This is a genomic window from Amycolatopsis sp. NPDC026612, from assembly GCF_040638285.1.
In the GTDB taxonomy this organism is placed as follows: domain Bacteria; phylum Actinomycetota; class Actinomycetes; order Mycobacteriales; family Pseudonocardiaceae; genus Amycolatopsis.
This window is the reverse complement of record NZ_JBEZYB010000005.1, coordinates 229,780-246,846: the sequence shown is the minus strand read 5'-3', so window position 1 is coordinate 246,846 and position 17,067 is coordinate 229,780. Positions and strand designations below refer to the sequence as shown.

Sequence of the window (17,067 nt, the reverse complement as noted above, 5' to 3'; positions counted from 1 at the left end):
TGCCCGCTTCCGGCCGCCGGTGACGAGTCCGGCCGGCCGCCGGGCCGGGGTGGAGGGTTCGTCCGTTGGGTTCCGAATACACGGTGATCAAGGCGATTCTCGTGCTCGAAGTGCGCTCCGCGGCCGGGGGAGCCGCCGCCCTCCGGGCCGACCTCGGTTACGACAGCCGGGAACCCTACGCGGTCGGCTTGACCCTCCACACCGGACGCGGGCCCGTCGAATGGCTGACCGCGCGGGACCTGCTCATCGACGGCCTCCGGGAACCGTCCGGGCTCGGTGACGTCCGGGTCGGCCCGGCCGCCGATCCCGCCGTGACCGTGGTCGAGCTGTGGTCGCCGAGCGGCTTCGTCGCGCTCGAAGCGGACACCGCCGAGATCGTCGACTTCCTCTACCGCACCTGCCAGGTGCTGCCACGGGGGCAGGAGGGCCGGGCGTTCGACTTCGACCGGGAGCTGGCGGAGCTGACCCGCTCGGGGCGGCCCGCACCGGAATAGCGCGGCGACGTGCCGGCGGGCGGCCGCTACACAGCCGGCTGGTTCTTCTCCTCGCGCGGGAGGGTTTCCGGTCCCGGCTCGTCCGATCGGCGCACCAGGCGCTCCCCGCGCTCGGTCAGGGCGGTGAGGACGAAATCGGCGACCGCTTCCGGCGGCTGCCCACCCGCGTCCGGCAGCGCGGCGGCGACCCGCATCGCCCCGGACGGGCCGGCGTCGGCGGCGAGTTCCCAGCCTTCGCCGGGGGTCCAGCGCAGCAGGTAGTCACTCGGTTCGCGCTCTCCGGCCCGGCCGGCGAAGCGGATCTGCCCGCCGGCGAAGTCGCCGGTGTGCGAGCGCGTGTCCTCGGGCTGCAGCCCGAGTTCCGCCGCCACGGCCCACATCCGCGTGGCTGTGGACGGTTCGTTCGCTTCGGCGCCGGTCATGGCCTCGCCCTCCCTGTCGCAGCGGGTGACTACCCGTGCGGGCGGGGCGGGAAACGCCGGACCCGCGGAACCGCACGGGGGAACGGTTCCGCGGGAGCCCGGGGCGGGACTACGGCGTCCAGGGAGCGTTGACGGCCCAGCTGACGTCGTCGGCCCAGGAGGCCGGGGCGTCGAAGGAGTCGGGGCCGCCGTTGCTGGCGATGTACACCGTGTTGTTGTAGTGGCGGATGAAGCGGTCGGGATAGTTGTACGACGCGAAGGACGTGCCCTGGCCGTTCTTGCCCGCCTGCGGGCAGAACGTCGCGTCGGCGCGGAACGCCGAGCTGCCGTCCATCGGCTGGCGCAGCAGCTGGTAGTTGTAGTGCCGCAGGAAGTCACCCGGGTAGTTGCGCGACTCGAACGAAACGCACGACGGGTTCGCCAGGCCGCGGCGCACGATCCAGGACGCGTCGCTCTTGTCCAAAGCGGAGCTGCCCGAGCTCACCACCGACGTGACCGCGTTGTTCTGCTGGTGGCGGATGTACCGCGTGGTGCAGCACGCGGTCGTGGCGCGCAGCGAGATCGTCGAGCCGGCGGTGAGCGTGCCGCCGGCCACCGGGCTGGGGCCGCCGTAGCCGACCGAGACGACGTTGGCCTGCACGGCGTTGTCGGCCGCGTCGGTCGGGAGCCCGCTGGTCATCACGCCTTCGAAGAACGACCCGATCGAGCCGTTGCTGTTGTCGCCGCCGGTGCCGAGGACGATCGACCCCTCCTGCTGCATCGGCGAGTACCCCGGCTGGGTGGGTTCCGGTCCCGAGTAGCGCGTGGCGAGGCCGCCGGACTGGGCGTTGCCGTCCTTGGTGGCGAAGAAGTTCTGCCCGTTGTTCTTCAGCAGCGCGGTCACGAAGGACGCGTTGTTGCCGGTGTAGGCGCTGTTCTTGCTCGGCCCGGCGTCGGACTGGAACAGGCCGTTCTCCAGGTCGGCCTGGACCCACGGGCCCTGGCCGGGGCACGGCGAGAACCAGCACTCGGTGCCGAAGTTGATCGCGTCCATGTGGCCGTTGCCGGTGTCGGCGATCGACACTTCGGCGTTGCCGTAGTCGAAGCAGCACCGGTCGTTGACGTGGGTCCCGGACGTCACCATGTACATGCCTTCGGCCTGCCCGTTGACCGCGACGCCCGCGGCCGAGGTGTGCCGGTAGCCCATGCGGCCGGAGAACGACGCCCCGTACACCGCGTGGCCGCCCGCGGTGACGGGCAGCGCGTCCGCGGGCACCCCGGCGTTCGCGGGCCCCGCCGCACCGGCGGGTTCGATGAAGAGGTCGTTGTGCCGCGGCGACTGGTCGTAGATGACGGTGATGACGCACGTCGTGGCGGAGCAGAAGGAGTCCTGCGTGCCCGCGTTGGCGTACCCGCCCGCGGCCAGCAGCCCGACGGTGGTGACGGCGCCGTCGGAGGCCCGCTTCACCTGGTACAGCGGGCCGTTGTAGGACGCGTACAACGCGCGGGTGGTGCTGTGCGCGGCGACGCACGCCGTCCCCGCGGCGCCGTAGATGTCACACGGCAGCGAGGTGGCCGCCTCGGCGGTTTGACCGGCGTTCAGCAGGGCGGTGGTGAGGACCACCGCGGCGCCGAGAACGAGTGATGCTTTTTTCCGAGCGAACATGAAAAGCTCTCCGTTTCGAGGGAGGAGGCCTTGAAAAGCGCGTGCCGAACCCATTCCAGTGGTGCCGGGCAGGAATTGCCGTGGCGGCTGGAATTCGGGGTAAAGATCACGGGGGGAGCAGACCCGGGCCGGCTCGCTTCGGGCGGCCGGCGGGCGCTTGAACAGGAGTTCAGCGGGTTCTCATGGCGAACCGGCGACGACGGGCATCGTGAAAACCTCCCTGCGGCGCTGCAAGGTGTTAGCGCTAACATTTGTGCTGGAGAGAGCCTAGACGCCGGGTGTGGCATTTGGCAACAACGTCGTCGAATCGATCAATCGCCCGCCGATGACCGCGGCCGGGGATTTTCGGAAATCCACGGGCGAACCGGACAGCGGTGTCCATTGTGGATGCGGACGGGGGCTTGACACCTGCCGGGAGTCATTCATACATTCAGTGTCTCTTTGTATGAATGACGGGAGTTGATCCGCATGCGGCTCGGCAAGACCGCCGTCGTCCTCGGTGGCAGCGCCGCCGGTCTGTGCGCCGCCGGCGCGCTCGCCCCGCACTTCGATCGCGTGCTGGTGCTGGAACGCGACGAGCTGCCCGCCGGGGCCGGGCACCGCCGCGGCGTGCCGCAGAGCAAGCACCCGCACTTCCTGCTGAACTCGGGGCGGCGCGCGATCGGGGCCCTGTTCCCCGGTTTCGAGGACGACCTCATCGCCGCCGGCGGGCTGCTGCTGATGCCGTCCATGGACGCCGCCTACCTCGACGGGCCGGGCTGGTCGGCCCGCAAGCGCAGCGCCATGACGATGGTCTACGGCTCGCGGATCCTCATCGAGCGGGTGCTGCGCGACAAGGTGCGCGAACTGGCCAACGTCGTCGTCCGCGAAGGTGCGGCCGTGCGCGGCCTGACCACCGGGAACGGGGAGATCACCGGAGTCGCCTTCACCGCGTCCGGCGGCGACGAGCACGTCGACGCCGATTTCGTGGTCGACGCGATGGGCCGCGGCTCCCCGGTCGCCGGCTGGCTGGCGGCGGCCGGCTGGCCCGAGCCCGCAGTGCAGACCCTCGACGCCAAGGTCACCTACACCTCCCGCTGGTACGACCTGCCGGCCGAGCGCCCCGCGTCCTGGTGGTGGCGGCACCTGGTGATCATGCCGACGCCCGACAAGGGCGAGCACCCGCCCGAGCACGAGTTCCTGGTCAACTTCTTCCCCGTCGAAGGCAACCGCGTCATCGCCTGCATGGGGTCGTGGGGACTGGACATGCCCAGCACCACCGACGCGTTCGTCGACACGGCGCGCCGGGTGCGGACGCCGTTGTTCGCCGCCGCGATGGATCGGTGCACCCCCGCGTCGCCGGTCCACCTCACCCGGTCGACCGGCAACAAGTGGCGGCGGTACGACCGCCTGCGCACCCCGCCGCGGCGGCTGGCGTTCGTCGGCGACTCGATCTGCGCCTTCAACCCCTTCTACGCCCAGGGCATCAGTTCCGCGTCCGGTTCGGCCCTGCTGCTGCGCGAACACCTGGCCGGCGCCGAGCGGCTCGACGCGGGCTTCTCGGCGCGCTTCCTGGCCGCACAGCGCACCCTCCTGCGGGTGCCCTGGTCCCTGGCGATGGCCAGGGACCAGGGCTACGCCTGCGCGGTGGGCACCGAAAAGCTGCCGGAGTGGCGGCGACGCCTCGTCGCGGCCGTTTCGGCACCGGCGTTCAGCCTCGTCGTCGGCGCCGCCCGGGAGGACGCGGTCGTCGACGAGCACTTCGCCAAGGTGTTCAACCTCGACGAGTCGCTGGGGGAGATGCTGCGCTCCCCGCGGGTGCTCGCGGGACTGGTGCGCTACCGCGTCCGCGCGGCGCTGGGCCGGCACCGGGTGCCCTTCGGGTTCGATCCCCAGGCCGAACCACCGGCCACGGACTACTCGCCGGACGCGGGGGCCACGACGGCGGCGGGCGCCCGGTGAGCGCCGCGTGCGGACCGGAAGCCGAGGCCGTCACCCGCGGCCTCGGCTTCGACTGCCACGACGTCTCGCCGGTGGTTTCGGTCCGCGCCCCCTGGACGACGGCCCACTGGACGATGCCGCTGCTGGAAGTGCTCATCGTCGGCGGTGCGGTGTTCGCTCTGGTGCACGCCCTGCGCCGTCGCCGTGAGGGCGATCCGGTGAACCTGGCGCTGTGGTGCGCCTCGCTGGTCTACCTCTTCGTGACCGAGCCGCCGCTGTACTTCCCGGAGTGGTTCGGCCTCGATCGGCTCTACGGCTTCATCTTCGCCCACAACCAGTTCACGGTGCAGTTCATGGCGGACCGGTTACCGCTCTACATCGTGGCGTTCTACCCGGCGTTCAGCCAGCTCGCCTACGAAGTCGTGCGTTCGCTCGGCCTCTTCCGGCGGGGTGCGCTGACCGGTTCGGTGGCCGTGGCCTTCGTCTGCCAGGTGTTCTACGAAGTCTTCGACCACCTCGGCCCGCAGCTGAAGTGGTGGGCCTGGAACCCGGGCAACACCGTCGTCAACCACCCGGCGCTGGCGTCGGTGCCGCTGAACAGCATGCTGCTGTTCGCTTCCGTCTCGATGGCCGCCATGACCTACCTCGTGGTGCGGTTGACGGGGCGGCCGCCCCGGCGCGGGTGGCCGCCGGCGCTGCGCACCCTGGTGGCCGGCGTGCTCACGCCGCCGACCATGGCGATCGCCGGCATCCCGTCGGGCTTCGCCGGCGACAACACCACCGCGCGGGGCTGGATCCTCGGCGTCGAACTGGCCCTGCTGTGGGTGGCCGGTGCCTGGATCATCGGGTCGCACCTGCGTTCCGGGGAGCCGGGCGAGCCCTTGTCGGCCTTCGCGCGCTACTACCCCGCCGCCTACCTGGCCGGGATGGCCGTGTGCTGGCTCGGAGCCCTCCCGGCCTACCTCGCCGCGGACGACGGCGTCACGACGGACGGCACCCCGATCGGCAGCGGGCCGTACGCGCTCGCCTGCTTCGCCGCCGCCGGTCTGGTGCTGCTCGCGCTGTACCGGAAGGCCCCCGCCCGCCGCGGCGCACCTGTTCCCGGCTGAGCGGTCCCCCTCGGGGAAGATGGTCGGCATGGGGCACCACGGATGGCAGGGCAACCCGCCCGGCACGGAAGACGCGGCACGCCGCCGGATCGTCGAAGCGGCGACGGCGTGCCTCGACCGGGCCGGCCTGGCCAAGACGAGCCTGTCCGACGTCGCCGCCGAGGCGGGCGTCACCCGGCAGACCGTCTACCGCTACTTCCCGGGCCTGAAGGACATCCTGCGCGCCGTCGCGCTGGCCGGTGTCGAAGAGTTCGCCGGGCGGATGGAACGGCACCTGGCCTCGTTCGGCACCGCCGCCGAGGCGGCCGTGGAATCCGTGGTGTTCGCCGTCCGGACGGTTCCCGGCGAGCCCCACATGGGCCTGCTCCTGCAGGCGGGCGAAGCCGAGTTCTTCACCGTCGGCGTCGTTTCGCCGCTGGCGTTTTCGTTCGGCGCGCGGATCCTCCGCAACGTGCCGGTCGACTGGGCGGCCGCCGGCGTCACCACCGAGGAGGACCTCCAGGGCCTCGCCGAGATCCTGATGCGGCTGTTCCTGTCGTTCCTGCAGTACCCCTCGACGCCGTCGCTCACCGACGAAGAGCTGCGCGCCCTCGTCCGCCGCTGGATCGGACCGGCGCTGCAAAACCCGGGCTCCGCGGAATTGCGCTGACAATTCAGGACAGTGCGGAGCGTGTGATTCCGGACACGCCGAGTTCGCAATGTCCGGGGCCGGCTTCGGCGGCGAGGGTTCAGCCCTCGCCGCCGACGGGCCGGCTGCCGTGATCTTTCCCCAGTGATCTCCCGGCCACCGCGTTACTTCTTGGCGGCGGCGACCTTCTTGCGCGGGGCCCGCTTGCGCGGCGCGGCCACGGGCGCCTCCACCTCTTCGACCTGGGCCTGCTCGTAGGCGGCGATCACCTCGGAGGACAGGCGTCCCCGCTCGGAGACCTCGTAGCCGTTCGAGTTGGCCCACGCGCGGATCTGCTGGTTGCGCTCGCGGTCGGTCGTGCTGGTCGTCGTCGACTGCCCGGTGGCGACGCGGACCTTGCGGCCGCCGATGCGCCGGCCGGCCCCGATGTAGCGGGCCAGTTCGTCGCGCAGGGCGGCGGCGTTCTCGTCCGAAAGGTCGATCTCGTAGGTGACGCCGTCGAGACCGAACTGAACGGTCTGGGCGGCGGTGGTGCCGTCGATGTCGTCCAGGATCTCGACGAGGACTTTCTGGGCCACGGGAATGCTCCTCAGCTGGATGTGCGTCCGGGGGAACGCGACGTGTGACAAGTTGCACAATGGTCGGCGTTCTTCGGTGGAGTGTATCCACCCGAGGAGAGGTACGGCAATTTCCTCCCGCTTACCCGGAACGGCGGCGGCCCGGGTGGTCCTGATAGGACTGGCCGCCGCCGGAGTTCCGGGTGAAAGGCCGCGGCCCGGCCGGACCCCGGCGAACCGGCAATACCGGCGAAAATTCCCGGCGGGAACGACCCGGAATCTAGGTTCCCGACGGCGTGGAGCCCTGCTCGCCGTGGTGGTAGGGCGGATCCGTGGCCAGTGCCTCGTCCGCGGCGCCCTCGGCGGGATCGGCCAGGTCGGCCTTCTCGGCCGCTTCTTTGGCCTCTTTGATGAGCTGCCTGCTGTGGGCGAGGTCCGCTTCGGGATCGCCGGGCCGGTTTTCGTTCCCCGTCATCGCCACTCCTTGCCGAGGGTCGTCGGACTGCTTTCCGTCTTCGACGGCTACCCGCGAAGACGGGAACGCAACCGTCCGTGGCCGCCGATCCCGGCCACACCGGAAACCGCGTTCACCCCGACGAGTGGCGGTCAGGCATTCTTCCGCGGCTCACCCGCGGGATCGGGTGACCCGGCCGGGACCGGTTCCGAAGTGCGTGGCGGGCCGGGAAACGGGGGTGGGGTCACGGCGCCGGCCGGGCGGGTTTCGCGAAGCCTCGGCACCGGCCGGTGAGGAATGGTGGGTGTGGCGGCGGCGCCGGTCGGGCAGGTTTTGCGAGGCGATCTCGGCGCTCGCCGACGGGAATGGCGGGTGTGTTTGTGTGCGGCCGGGCTGGGATTCGCGTGGGGCCTCGGTGCTTGTCGGCGGGGAATGGTGGTTGGGGCGCCGGTCGGGCGGCTCGCGTGGCGGTCTCGGTGCTTGCTTGCGGGGAACGCCGGGTGTGGTGGCGCTGTTCGGGCGGGAGTTTGTGCGGGGCGTCGGTGCTTGTCGGTGGGGACGCCAGGCGTGGATGTGGCGCCGGTCGGGCCGGATTCGTCGGGCGATCTCGGTGCTCGCGGCGGAGAAACGGCGGGCGTGGTCGCGGCGCCGGCTGGGGGATGCGCGTCGGGCTTCGGCGCTCGGCGGCGGGGACTGGCTGCGGAACAGCGTTCAACCGGCCGGAGAGTGGCCCGCGGCGATCGGCCGTCCGTCCAGGCGATCTTCGCGCCGCAAGCCGTGAGCGGCGACGTCAGCCCGTGCTACGCGCCCGGGTTCGCCGAACCGAGCGGGGGCCGAAACGCCCCGGAACGCCGGAAGGGCCCCGCACCTGGTCGGTGCGGGGCCCTTCCGATCGTCGCCTGGGGTGTTACTTCTTCTTGGCGGCGGAGGTGCGCTTGGCCGGGGCCTTGGCGGCGGCGGCCGGCTTCTTCGCCGCGGCGGTCTTGGTCGCGGCAGCCGGCTTGGCGGCGGCGGTCTTGGCCCGCGTGGTGGTCGCCTTCGCCGTGGTGGCCTTGGCCGCGGTGGTCTTCGCCGCCGCGGGCTTCGGGGCCGCCTTGGTGGCGGTGGTGGCCTTGGCGGCCGGCTTGGCCGCGGTGGCGCGGGTCCGCGTGGTCGTCGGGCGCGTGGTGGCCGGCTTGGCCGCCGCCGCGCGGGTGGTGCGGGTCGTCGTCGCCTTGGCCGGCGCAGCGGTGGCGGCGGTCTTGGTGGCGGTCGCCCGCGTGCTGGTGGTGGCCGCGCTCGCGCGCTTGACCGGGGTCGCCTTGGGCAGCTTCTTGGTGCCGGAGATGACGTCCTTGAAGGTGGTGCCGGCGCGGAAGGCGGGCACGTTGGTCTTCTTGACCTTCACGGCCTCACCGGTGCGCGGGTTGCGGGCGGTGCGAGCGGCGCGAGCGCGCTTCTCGAACACCCCGAAGCCGGTGATGTTGACCTTTTCGCCCTTGTTGACCGTCCGGATGATGATGTCCACCAGACCGTCAACGGCCTGCGAAGCCACCTTCTTGTCGCCCAGACGCTCCGACAGCGCCTCGATCAGCTGGGCCTTGTTCGTCATTCCAGTCCTCCATAGTGGAACTACTAGTACACGGCCCATCTCGGCCGACACTGCACACGGTATTACCAATACCGCACAAAATCCAACCGGGGGTCGAAATATTTCCTTGTACGGGGGCAGGTTCCGCCCCTCGAAGGCCCTCCGCCGGACGCCGCCCGGAACGCGGCCCGGACCCCCGGCACGCCTCTGAACAGGCAAAACCCCCTACCGGTGCCGTCCACAGTGGTCGTCCATATAGGACCAGAGGCCCTTCCGGAGAACTTTTTGCGCGACACGCCGAAGCGGGCGTGGCGGCGTGTGGCTGAGGCCACCCCGGGCCCGATCCCGCGCAGCGATCGGGGATCGCGGGCCGCCCGGAGGCGCCCCGGGGGCCCTCCCGGCACCGCTTCACGGCGAAGCCAGGCGCCGCTTCGCCGTGAAGCCAGGCAGAAGCGGCGCCCGTAACGCCGCGCCCGCCCGGCGCGACCTCCGGGACACGGCGTTGCGGCGCAACCGGTACGCCCCCGCGGGTGTCGCCGGAATGCCTTTGGCAGGGACGAAAGATCCTCCCGGAGGGTGACCTCACTCGTTCGGCGCAGTCTTGGCCTGCGACGACGTACTCCCGCACCCGGCGGCGGCAACGCCGTGTTGGGCGCGGGCCGGGCGGCCGGGCGGGCTAGTCTGCCGCGGGAGGAAGCCCCGGGCGGACAGGGAGAACCGTGGACCAGGAGACGCTCACCACCGTGGTCGGACGGGTGGCAGGCACCGAGGACTCGACGCCGCTGCAGTTCCACGTGGCCATCGATCAGGAAGCCTATCTGCAGCTCGACGACGTCGTCGTGACCCGGCGGCAACTCCCCGGTCTCGGCGAAGTCACCTCCTACGGCGTCGTGACGCAGGTGAGCGCGCGGCACGAGGGCGCCAGCTTCGGCAGCGACGTCTTCCTGATCTCCGACGGCGTCCTGCCCGCCCAGGTGCAGGAGATCGCCGAGATCGCCACCACCCGCGTCGAGCCCGAGTGCTACGTGCCGCCGCGGCCGGGGGCGGTCGTCCAGCGCGCCGTGGGAGAGGATCGCGCCCAGGCGCTGTACTTCGACAACATGACCCGCCAGGTGGCGGTCGGCCTCGGCCGGGACGGCGAACCCGTCTACCTCAACATGGACTTCCTCGACGGCACCCGCGGCGCGCACGTCAGCATCAGCGGGGTCTCCGGCGTCGCCACCAAGACGTCGTTCGCGTTGTTCCTGCTGCACTCGGTCTTCCGCGGCGGTGCCCTGCCCAACGCCCACAACGCCAAGGCCCTCGTCTTCTCGGTCAAGGGCGAGGACCTGCTGTTCCTCGACACCCCGAACGTCCACCTCGACGAAAAGCTCAAGGCCGAGTACGCCAAGCTCGGCCTGCCCGCCGAGCCCTTCGCGTCCGTCGGGTTCTACGCGCCGCCGACGCCGTCGGACACCACGGGGAAGCCTTACGTGACCGGGCGGACCACGGGCGTCGGCGCGTTCTGGTGGACCATCGCGGAGTTCTGCGCCAAGGACCTGCTGCCCTACGTCTTCGCCGACGCCGAGGACGAGCGCAACCAGTACACGATGGTCATCCACCAGGTCGCGAACCGCCTGCGCCTGGACAGCACCCCGGCGGGCAAGGACGGCGCGGCCGACATCGACGGCGTCCTGTGCCGCACCTACGCCGAACTCGTCGACGTCATCTGCGAGCGCGTCACCGACGAGGAAACCCGGGCGAGCTGGGCGGGCGCGGTCACCGGCGCGGGCACGGTCAACGCCTTCATCCGCCGCCTGCGTTCCAGCCAGCGCGCCCTGTCCGGCCTCATCCGCGGCGATCTGGCCGATCACCCCGCGCGCCAGTTGTCCACGGAGAACCAGCAGGTGACCGTCGTGGACATCCACAACCTCGTCGAGCGCGCGCAGCGGTTCGTCGTCGGCGTGACGCTCGCCGCGGAGACCGCGCGCAAGGAGGCGGCCGGCCCCGGCGGGCTGCTGTTCACCATGCTGGACGAGCTCAACAAGTACGCGCCGCGGGAAGGCAGCAGCCCGATCAAGGAGGTGCTGCTGGACATCGCCGAACGCGGTCGCTCCCTCGGCGTCATCCTCATCGGCGCGCAGCAGACGGCCAGCGAGGTCGAGCGCCGTATCGTCAGCAACAGCTCGATCCGCATCGTCGGACGGCTCGACGCCGCGGAAGCTTCGCGCCCCGAGTACGGCTTCCTCCCGGCCAGCCAGCGGGTCCGCGCGACGCTCGCCACGCCGGGCACGATGTTCGTGAGCCAGCCGGAGATCCCGGTGCCGATCGCCGTCGGCTTCCCCTTCCCGGCCTGGGCCACGCGGCTTTCCGAGGCCGGGCAGGTGCCGACCAGGACGGCGACGCCGAGGTCCGATCCCTTCGCCGGCCTGCCGTCGCGCGGCAGCGACCCGTTCGGCGACGACCCGCCGCCGTTCTGAGCCTGCCGCCCGCTAACCGAACGGAAGGACGAAGTGTGAAGTTCCTGCACACCTCCGACTGGCACATCGGCAAGACGCTCAAGGGCCGCAACCGCCTCGACGAGCAGCAGGCCGTGCTCGGCGAGATCGTCCGGATCGCGCGGGACGAGGCCTTCGACGCGATCCTCGTCGCGGGTGACCTCTACGAGACGTCGGCGCCGTCGGCGGCGGCCCAGGAACTCGTGGTCCGGGCGCTGATGGCGCTGCGCGAAACCGGTGCCGAGGTCCTCGCCATCGCCGGGAACCACGACCACGCCGCGACGTTCGAGGCGTACCGGCCGCTGCTCAAGGCGGCGGGCATCCAGCTCACCGGCGACCCGCGCCCGGTGCACGACGGCGGCGTCTTCTCGTTCGACGCCCGTTCGACGGGCGAGCGCGTCAACGTCGCGGTGCTGCCGTTCCTTTCGCAGCGTTACGCGGTGCGTGCCGCGGAGCTGCTTGCCGGCATCCCGGCGGACAACGCCGGACAGTACGACCAGCGCGTGCGCGACATCCTGGACCACCTCAAGTCCGGGTTCACCGCCGGCGCGGTGAACCTCGTCATGGCGCACTTGACGGTGACCGGCGGGACGATGGGCGGCGGGGAGCGCGCGGCGCAGTCCATCTTCGAGTACCACGTGCCGGCGACGGCGTTCGGTGCCGATCCGCACTACGTCGCCCTCGGCCACCTGCACCGGCGCCAGTCGCTGCCCGCCCCGTGCCCGGTGCACTACAGCGGTTCGCCGTTCGCCGTCGACTTCGGCGAGCAGGACAACACCAGCGTCGTGCTGTCGGTGGAGGTGAGTCCCACCACGCCGGCGAAGATCACCGACATCCCGCTGACCGCGGGGCGGAAGCTGCGGACGGTCCACGGCACGGTGGCGGAACTCACCGGCCGCGCCGGGGAGTTCGGCGACGACTACCTCCGCGTCTACGTCCGCGAAGCGACCAGGGCCGGGCTGCGCGAAGAGATCCAGACGGCCCTGCCGAACGCCCTGGAAATCCGCATCGACCCGGAGTTCGCTGCGCCGGTGACGACGTCGGGCGGCGACCGCGCGGTCGCGGACCGTTCGCCGGGGGAGCTGTTCGGGGCCTATTGCGCGGAACGGACGGTCGAGGACAAGCGCGTGCAGGCGCTCTTCGCGCGGCTGCACGACGAAGAGACGAGCGGGGTGTGACATGCGGCCAGTGCTGCTGGAGATGACCGGCTTCGCGTCCTTCCGCGAGAAGACCGAAGTCAGCTTCGACGACACGGACTACTTCGCGCTCGTCGGGCCGACGGGCGCGGGCAAGAGCACGGTGATCGACGCGCTCACCTTCGCGCTGTACGGGTCTGTCGCGCGGTGGGACCACGAAGGCCTCGTCGCGCCGGCGCTCGCCCCGACGGCGAACCGCGCCACCGTGCGGCTGGTCTTCGACGCCGGCGGCGCGCGCTACCACGTCGTGCGGGAAGTCCGCCGCAGCGGCGGGAAGAAACCCACGGTCAGCGTCAAGAACGTCCGCCTGGAACGGCTCGCCGACCCGACCGCGCTCGGCGGTCCGGAGGACGACGCCGACGCCGTCGCGGCGGACTCCGAGGTCACCCCGGCGGTCGAACGCCTGCTCGGGTTGACCTTCAAGCACTTCTGCACCTGCGTGGCGCTTCCCCAGGGCGACTTCGCGGAGTTCCTGCACGCCAAGGCGGCCGACCGGCAGAAGATCCTGATCAAGCTGCTGGGCCTGGAGGTCTACGAGCGGATCGGCCGCCGGGCCGGCGTGACGGCGGAGCAGCAGAAGCAACGCGCTGCCGTCCTCACCGAACAGCTCGGCAGCTACGCCGACGCCACCCCGGAAGCCGTCGACGAGCTCGCTGCCCGGATGACGGCGCTCGCGGAGCTGGACGCGCGGGTGAACGCGGCCCTGCCGGCGTTGAACGACGCCACCCGCGCGCACGACGAAGCCCGGCAACGCGTCGCCACGCTGACTGAGGAACTGAGCGTCCTCGACGCCGTGGAACGCCCGGACGGCGTCGAAGACCTCGAAACCCGCCGCCGCGCGGCGGCGGACGCGGCCACGGCCGCCCGGGCCGGACTGGAGACGGCGGAAACGGCGGACGAAGCCGCCCGGGCCGCGCTCGCCGCGGCCCCCGGCCGGAGTGAGCTGGAACGGATCCGCGCCGACCGCACCGAGCTGGCGGAGACCGAGAAGGCGCTCCCACGGCTCGAAGGAGCGGCGAAGACGGCGGCGCAGGCGAAAGACGCTGCCGCCGTCGCGGTCACCGAAGCGGTGGCCGTCGTCGAGGCGGCCCGGCAGAACCGGGACTCGACGGCCCGCGCCGCGGAGGACGCCGCCGCCGAGGCCGGGCGGGTGCGCCAGGACCGCGACCGGCTGGCCGGGCTGCGGCCGCCGGCGGACCTCGGGGACCTGTCGGCGGATTCGGCGCGCGTGGCGAAGCGCACGGCGACCGCGACCGCCCGTCTGAGCGCGGCCGAGGCCGCCGACGCCGAAGCGCGGGTCGCACTGGCCGCGCAGCCGGACGTCGCGCCGCTCGCCGCGGCCCGCTCCGACGCCCGCACGCTCTACGCGGTGGCCGAAGCGCAACGGAAGGCCGCGCCCGAGCAGGCCGCGCGCCGGACCGAACTCGAAGCGGCGCGAAGCACCTTCGCCCGCGCTGACGGCGAAGTGACCGCGGCGAAGACCGCGGTGGCCGAAGCCGAACGGGCCGGGCAGGCACTGAGCCTGCGGGCCGGCCTCGCCGTCGGGCACCCGTGCCCGGTCTGCGAGCAGGAAGTCACGGCGCTGCCCGACTCCGGCGGCCACGCCCACCTGGCCGAGGCCCGCGAACGCCTCGACCGCGCCGAACGGGATCGCGCCACGGCCGAAGCCGCCGTGCGCAAGCTGGAACGGGCCGTGGACCGCGACGCCGACGCGAGCGCCTCGGCGGCCGCCCAGGCGGAGGAACTACGCGCGGCGCTGGCCGGCGGCGACCTCCGGGACTTCGCCGCGGGCGGCGGGCTCGGCGACCCGGACTCCTGGAAGGCCGAGGGTGACAACGGGGACTTCGCCGCGGGCGGCGGGCTCGGCGACCCGGACTCCCGAAAAGCCGAGGGTGACAACGGGGACTCCGCCCCCGGCCGGGGGCTCCGCCACTCGGACCCCCGAAAAGCCGGTGCGGCCGGCCCGCCGGAGTCGGCGGCGCTGCGGCGCCCGGTCGAGGCGTCCTTCGCCGAGCAGGACTTCGCGGACCTCGTCGCCGCCGTGCGGGAGCTGGGCGAGTGGCTGTCCGCGACGATCGACGGCCGCACCCGCGTCGCCGAAGCCGCGCGCGCCGCGGACGCGGAACTCGCCGCGGCGCGCGCCGAACGCGCGGCGGCGCAGCACGAAGCCGACGCCGTCGAGAAGTCCTTCGCGGCGGCCAGGGAAGCACTGCGGGCGGCGCGCGACCCCCTGGTGGAGCTGGGTGCGCCGGCGATCGACGCCGACGACGTCCCGGCGGGCTGGCAGCGGCTCACCGCTTGGGCCGCGTCCGCGCTCGAGGAACGGCGGACCGCGCTGGCCGCACGCGAAGCGGCCGCCGAAGCCGTGGGCAAGGAAGCCGTCGTCGCGGCGGACGATCTCGCCGCCGCCGAGCGGAACGCCGAGGAGCTGCGGAAGCGGGCAGTCAACGCCGGCCTGGCCGAGCAGGCGGCGGGCGCCGAACTCGCCACCGCCCGGCGCCGGCACGGCGAACTCGTCGCGACGCTGGCCGAAGCGCCGTCCGCCGCCGTCGTGGCCGAGCAGCTCGCGAAGGTCGCTTCTCTCGAAGAAGCCGCGAAGAAAGCGGACGCGGCCCTGCGGACCGCGCGGGCGGACGGGAAACGCGCCACCGAAGCCCAGGCGGGCATCGGCGCCCAGGTCGACGCGGAACGGCAGCGGCTGTCCCGCGCGCGCGACCCGCTGGTCGGCCTCGGCGCCCCGCCGATCGGCGGCGAGAGCCTCCTCGAGGCCTGGACCGCGCTCACGGATTGGGCGGCGGGGCAGGCGAAGTCCCACCGCGACCGCCTGGCCGTCGAGCAGACCGCCGAAGGAGAAGCCGCCGAAGCGTTGCGGGCCGCCGAACGCGCCGTCGCCGACGACGTCACCGCCTTCGGGATCGCCCTGCCGGAGGGGCCGGTGCGTGACCGCGTGCCGGTCGCGCTGGCCACCGCGCGGGCCCGCGCGGAGGCCGACCACGCCGAGCTGAAGCGGCGCGTGGCCCGGGTGGCGGGGCTGCACGAAGACATCGCGGCCGCGGAGTCCGAAGCCCAGGTCGCGCGGCTCCTCGCGGACTTGCTGCGCTCCGACAAGTTCCCGCGCTGGCTGATCGCCGGCGCGCTCGACACGCTGGTCGCCGAGGCCTCGGCGTCGCTGCTCGAACTGTCCGGCGGCCAGTTCGAGCTGACCCACGACAAGGGCGACTTCCTGGTGGTGGACCACAACGAGGCCGACGCCCGGCGCCCGGTGAAGACGCTGTCCGGCGGCGAGACGTTCCAGGCGTCGCTCGCGCTGGCCCTCGCGCTGTCGTCGCAGCTGGGCGCGATGGCCGCCGAGGGCGCGACCCGGCTGGAATCGATCTTCCTCGACGAAGGCTTCGGGACACTGGACGAAGCCACCCTGGACGTCGTGGCGTCCACTTTGGAGAACCTCGCCGCGTCCGGTTCCCGGATGGTCGGGGTGATCACCCACGTGCCGGCGCTCGCCGAGCGCGTCCCGGTGCGGTTCCTGGTCACCCGGGACGGCACCGGCTCGCACATCGCCAGGGAGGGCGCATGACCGCGGTGGCCGGGATGACCTTCAACATCGACGCGTGGGACCCGGGCTACGGCAGCTCGATGGAGGCCGAGGAACTCGCCAAGTCGCAGGCCGAGGTCGAGCTCGACGTCGAGGTCCCGGCGACCGAATGGGCGCCGATCGACCCGTCACCGGTGCCGTCGCCGCCGGACGCGGTGCTGTTCGTCGACGGCGTCCGGCGCATCGACGCGCGCGTCTGGATCGACGACCCGGCCGGCGCGAACTCCGCGTCCATCGGGATTTGCGCGTCCTACGCGGCCGGGGTGGTGTGCTGCTGCGAAGGCCGGGCGCACGTGATCGGCACCGACGTCCGGCGCGGGCTGTTCACCGTCGCCGCCGAAGCCTCCGGGATCGCCACCTCGGCGGGGCGGTACGAGGCGTTCCACGCAACCGCCAAGGACGACAAGCCGCTGGCGGTGGTGCTGTCGTCGGCGCTGCAGGAGCAGCTGGCCGAAACCGAGCTGGACACGGCCACGGCGGCCCGCCGGGCGATCGACGGCCACGTCGGCCACGACCTGCTCGTGGTCGACGGTCCGCTCAGCGGCCGCACGCACCTGCCCCGGGCCGTCGGGTTCATCAAGAGCCACCAGACGACGTACCTGCCCGGCGACCTCAACGCGATGGTCGGCCGCCTCGGCCCGCACCAGCGCACACCGGTGTTCCTGATGGGCACGACGTGGGTCCGGCACTCGTGGTACCTGCGCCTGCCGTCCGCGGGCGGCCCGCCGTGGTCGGGAGTGGTGCGGGTCGAGGCGGCGCCGCACCTCGCGCGCGAAGAGGTGACGGACCTGGCGAACGTCACGCAGTCGGTGCTGGGCCGCTTCGCGTCGGTGCCGTACAAGGACTCGCGGGCCCCGCAGAACCTGTACCCGATCGCGGGGCTCGAACGCGACCTGCGCCACCGGCTCGGCGACCAGCAGTTCGTCTACCGGGCGCTGCGCCTGGCCGCGGCCCGCTGACCCCGCGCGCCGGCGCGTTCCGCTGACCGGCGCAGGACCGGTCC

The 17,067-nt window shown here is 72.5% G+C and carries 13 protein-coding genes; 8 read left to right on the top strand and 5 right to left on the bottom strand.

Annotation, left to right across the window (positions count from 1 at the left end; genetic code table 11):
- Window positions 1-65 precede the first annotated feature (65 nt).
- Window positions 66-494 (top strand): SsgA family sporulation/cell division regulator, encoded by a 429-nt coding sequence (locus tag AB0F15_RS08125; RefSeq protein WP_360266994.1) that lies wholly within the window; start codon window positions 66-68, stop codon window positions 492-494.
- 26 nt (window positions 495-520) lie between these two features.
- On the opposite strand, the gene AB0F15_RS08120 is transcribed toward AB0F15_RS08125, so the two are convergent.
- Both AB0F15_RS08120 and AB0F15_RS08115 read right to left on the bottom strand, forming a co-directional pair.
- Entirely contained in the window at window positions 521-916 is a 396-nt protein-coding gene (locus AB0F15_RS08120) for a DUF6292 family protein (RefSeq protein ID WP_360266991.1), read from the bottom strand.
- A 109-nt stretch (window positions 917-1,025) separates the two neighbouring features.
- A complete protein-coding gene (locus AB0F15_RS08115) occupies window positions 1,026-2,561 on the bottom strand; it encodes an alpha-L-arabinofuranosidase B (protein ID WP_360266988.1) in 1,536 nt (511 codons plus the stop codon).
- Between the two features lie 468 nt (window positions 2,562-3,029).
- Here AB0F15_RS08115 and AB0F15_RS08110 point away from each other — a divergent pair, with 468 nt between their 5' ends.
- Genes AB0F15_RS08110 through AB0F15_RS08100 form a run of 3 tightly spaced genes read left to right on the top strand, consistent with a single transcriptional unit; the run spans window position 3,030 to window position 6,239 of the window.
- Window positions 3,030-4,502, top strand: coding sequence for an FAD-dependent monooxygenase (locus tag AB0F15_RS08110; RefSeq protein WP_360267160.1), 1,473 nt, complete (start codon window positions 3,030-3,032; stop codon window positions 4,500-4,502).
- On the top strand, window positions 4,499-5,590 hold the full coding sequence (locus tag AB0F15_RS08105; RefSeq protein WP_360266985.1) for a hypothetical protein: 1,092 nt from the start codon (window positions 4,499-4,501) through the stop codon (window positions 5,588-5,590). The genes AB0F15_RS08110 and AB0F15_RS08105 overlap by 4 nt, the downstream gene beginning before the upstream one ends.
- A gap of 28 nt (window positions 5,591-5,618) precedes the next feature.
- Entirely contained in the window at window positions 5,619-6,239 is a 621-nt protein-coding gene (locus AB0F15_RS08100; RefSeq protein ID WP_360266982.1) for a TetR/AcrR family transcriptional regulator, read from the top strand.
- A gap of 143 nt (window positions 6,240-6,382) precedes the next feature.
- Here the strand turns inward: AB0F15_RS08100 and AB0F15_RS08095 are convergent, their stop codons facing one another.
- The 3 genes from AB0F15_RS08095 to AB0F15_RS08085 form a co-directional block, all read right to left on the bottom strand.
- Complete coding sequence (locus AB0F15_RS08095) at window positions 6,383-6,796, bottom strand: Lsr2 family protein (protein ID WP_360266979.1); 414 nt, start codon at window positions 6,794-6,796, stop codon at window positions 6,383-6,385.
- 259 nt (window positions 6,797-7,055) lie between these two features.
- Window positions 7,056-7,250, bottom strand: coding sequence for a hypothetical protein (locus tag AB0F15_RS08090; protein WP_360266976.1), 195 nt, complete (start codon window positions 7,248-7,250; stop codon window positions 7,056-7,058).
- Between the two features lie 886 nt (window positions 7,251-8,136).
- Window positions 8,137-8,820 (bottom strand): HU family DNA-binding protein, encoded by a 684-nt coding sequence (locus AB0F15_RS08085; protein WP_360266973.1) that lies wholly within the window; start codon window positions 8,818-8,820, stop codon window positions 8,137-8,139.
- A gap of 698 nt (window positions 8,821-9,518) precedes the next feature.
- Here AB0F15_RS08085 and AB0F15_RS08080 point away from each other — a divergent pair.
- Genes AB0F15_RS08080 through AB0F15_RS08065 form a run of 4 tightly spaced genes read left to right on the top strand, consistent with a single transcriptional unit; the run spans window position 9,519 to window position 17,023 of the window.
- Window positions 9,519-11,258 carry an ATP-binding protein gene (locus tag AB0F15_RS08080; RefSeq protein ID WP_360266970.1) on the top strand — a complete coding sequence of 580 codons (1,740 nt, stop codon included), beginning with the start codon at window positions 9,519-9,521 and terminating at the stop codon, window positions 11,256-11,258.
- Between the two features lie 35 nt (window positions 11,259-11,293).
- Window positions 11,294-12,454, top strand: a complete 1,161-nt coding sequence (locus tag AB0F15_RS08075) for an exonuclease SbcCD subunit D (protein WP_360266967.1) — start codon at window positions 11,294-11,296, stop codon at window positions 12,452-12,454.
- A 1-nt stretch (window position 12,455) separates the two neighbouring features.
- Window positions 12,456-16,046 (top strand): AAA family ATPase, encoded by a 3,591-nt coding sequence (locus AB0F15_RS08070; protein ID WP_360266964.1) that lies wholly within the window; start codon window positions 12,456-12,458, stop codon window positions 16,044-16,046.
- Window positions 16,043-17,023, top strand: a complete 981-nt coding sequence (locus AB0F15_RS08065; protein WP_360266961.1) for a hypothetical protein — start codon at window positions 16,043-16,045, stop codon at window positions 17,021-17,023. Before AB0F15_RS08070 ends, AB0F15_RS08065 begins: the two co-directional genes overlap by 4 nt.
- Window positions 17,024-17,067 lie beyond the last annotated feature (44 nt).

What these genes read in the sequence shown, in the direction of transcription:
- AB0F15_RS08090 (WP_360266976.1), bottom strand. Translation starts at nt 7,250, where the DNA reads ATGACGGGGAACGAAAACCGGCCCGGCGATCCCGAAGCGGACCTCGCC.
- AB0F15_RS08110 (WP_360267160.1), top strand. Translation starts at nt 3,030, where the DNA reads ATGCGGCTCGGCAAGACCGCCGTCGTCCTCGGTGGCAGCGCCGCCGGT.
- AB0F15_RS08065 (WP_360266961.1), top strand. Translation starts at nt 16,043, where the DNA reads ATGACCGCGGTGGCCGGGATGACCTTCAACATCGACGCGTGGGACCCG.
- AB0F15_RS08120 (WP_360266991.1), bottom strand. Translation starts at nt 916, where the DNA reads ATGACCGGCGCCGAAGCGAACGAACCGTCCACAGCCACGCGGATGTGG.
- AB0F15_RS08085 (WP_360266973.1), bottom strand. Translation starts at nt 8,820, where the DNA reads ATGACGAACAAGGCCCAGCTGATCGAGGCGCTGTCGGAGCGTCTGGGC.
- AB0F15_RS08070 (WP_360266964.1), top strand. Translation starts at nt 12,456, where the DNA reads ATGCGGCCAGTGCTGCTGGAGATGACCGGCTTCGCGTCCTTCCGCGAG.
- AB0F15_RS08100 (WP_360266982.1), top strand. Translation starts at nt 5,619, where the DNA reads ATGGGGCACCACGGATGGCAGGGCAACCCGCCCGGCACGGAAGACGCG.
- AB0F15_RS08115 (WP_360266988.1), bottom strand. Translation starts at nt 2,561, where the DNA reads ATGTTCGCTCGGAAAAAAGCATCACTCGTTCTCGGCGCCGCGGTGGTC.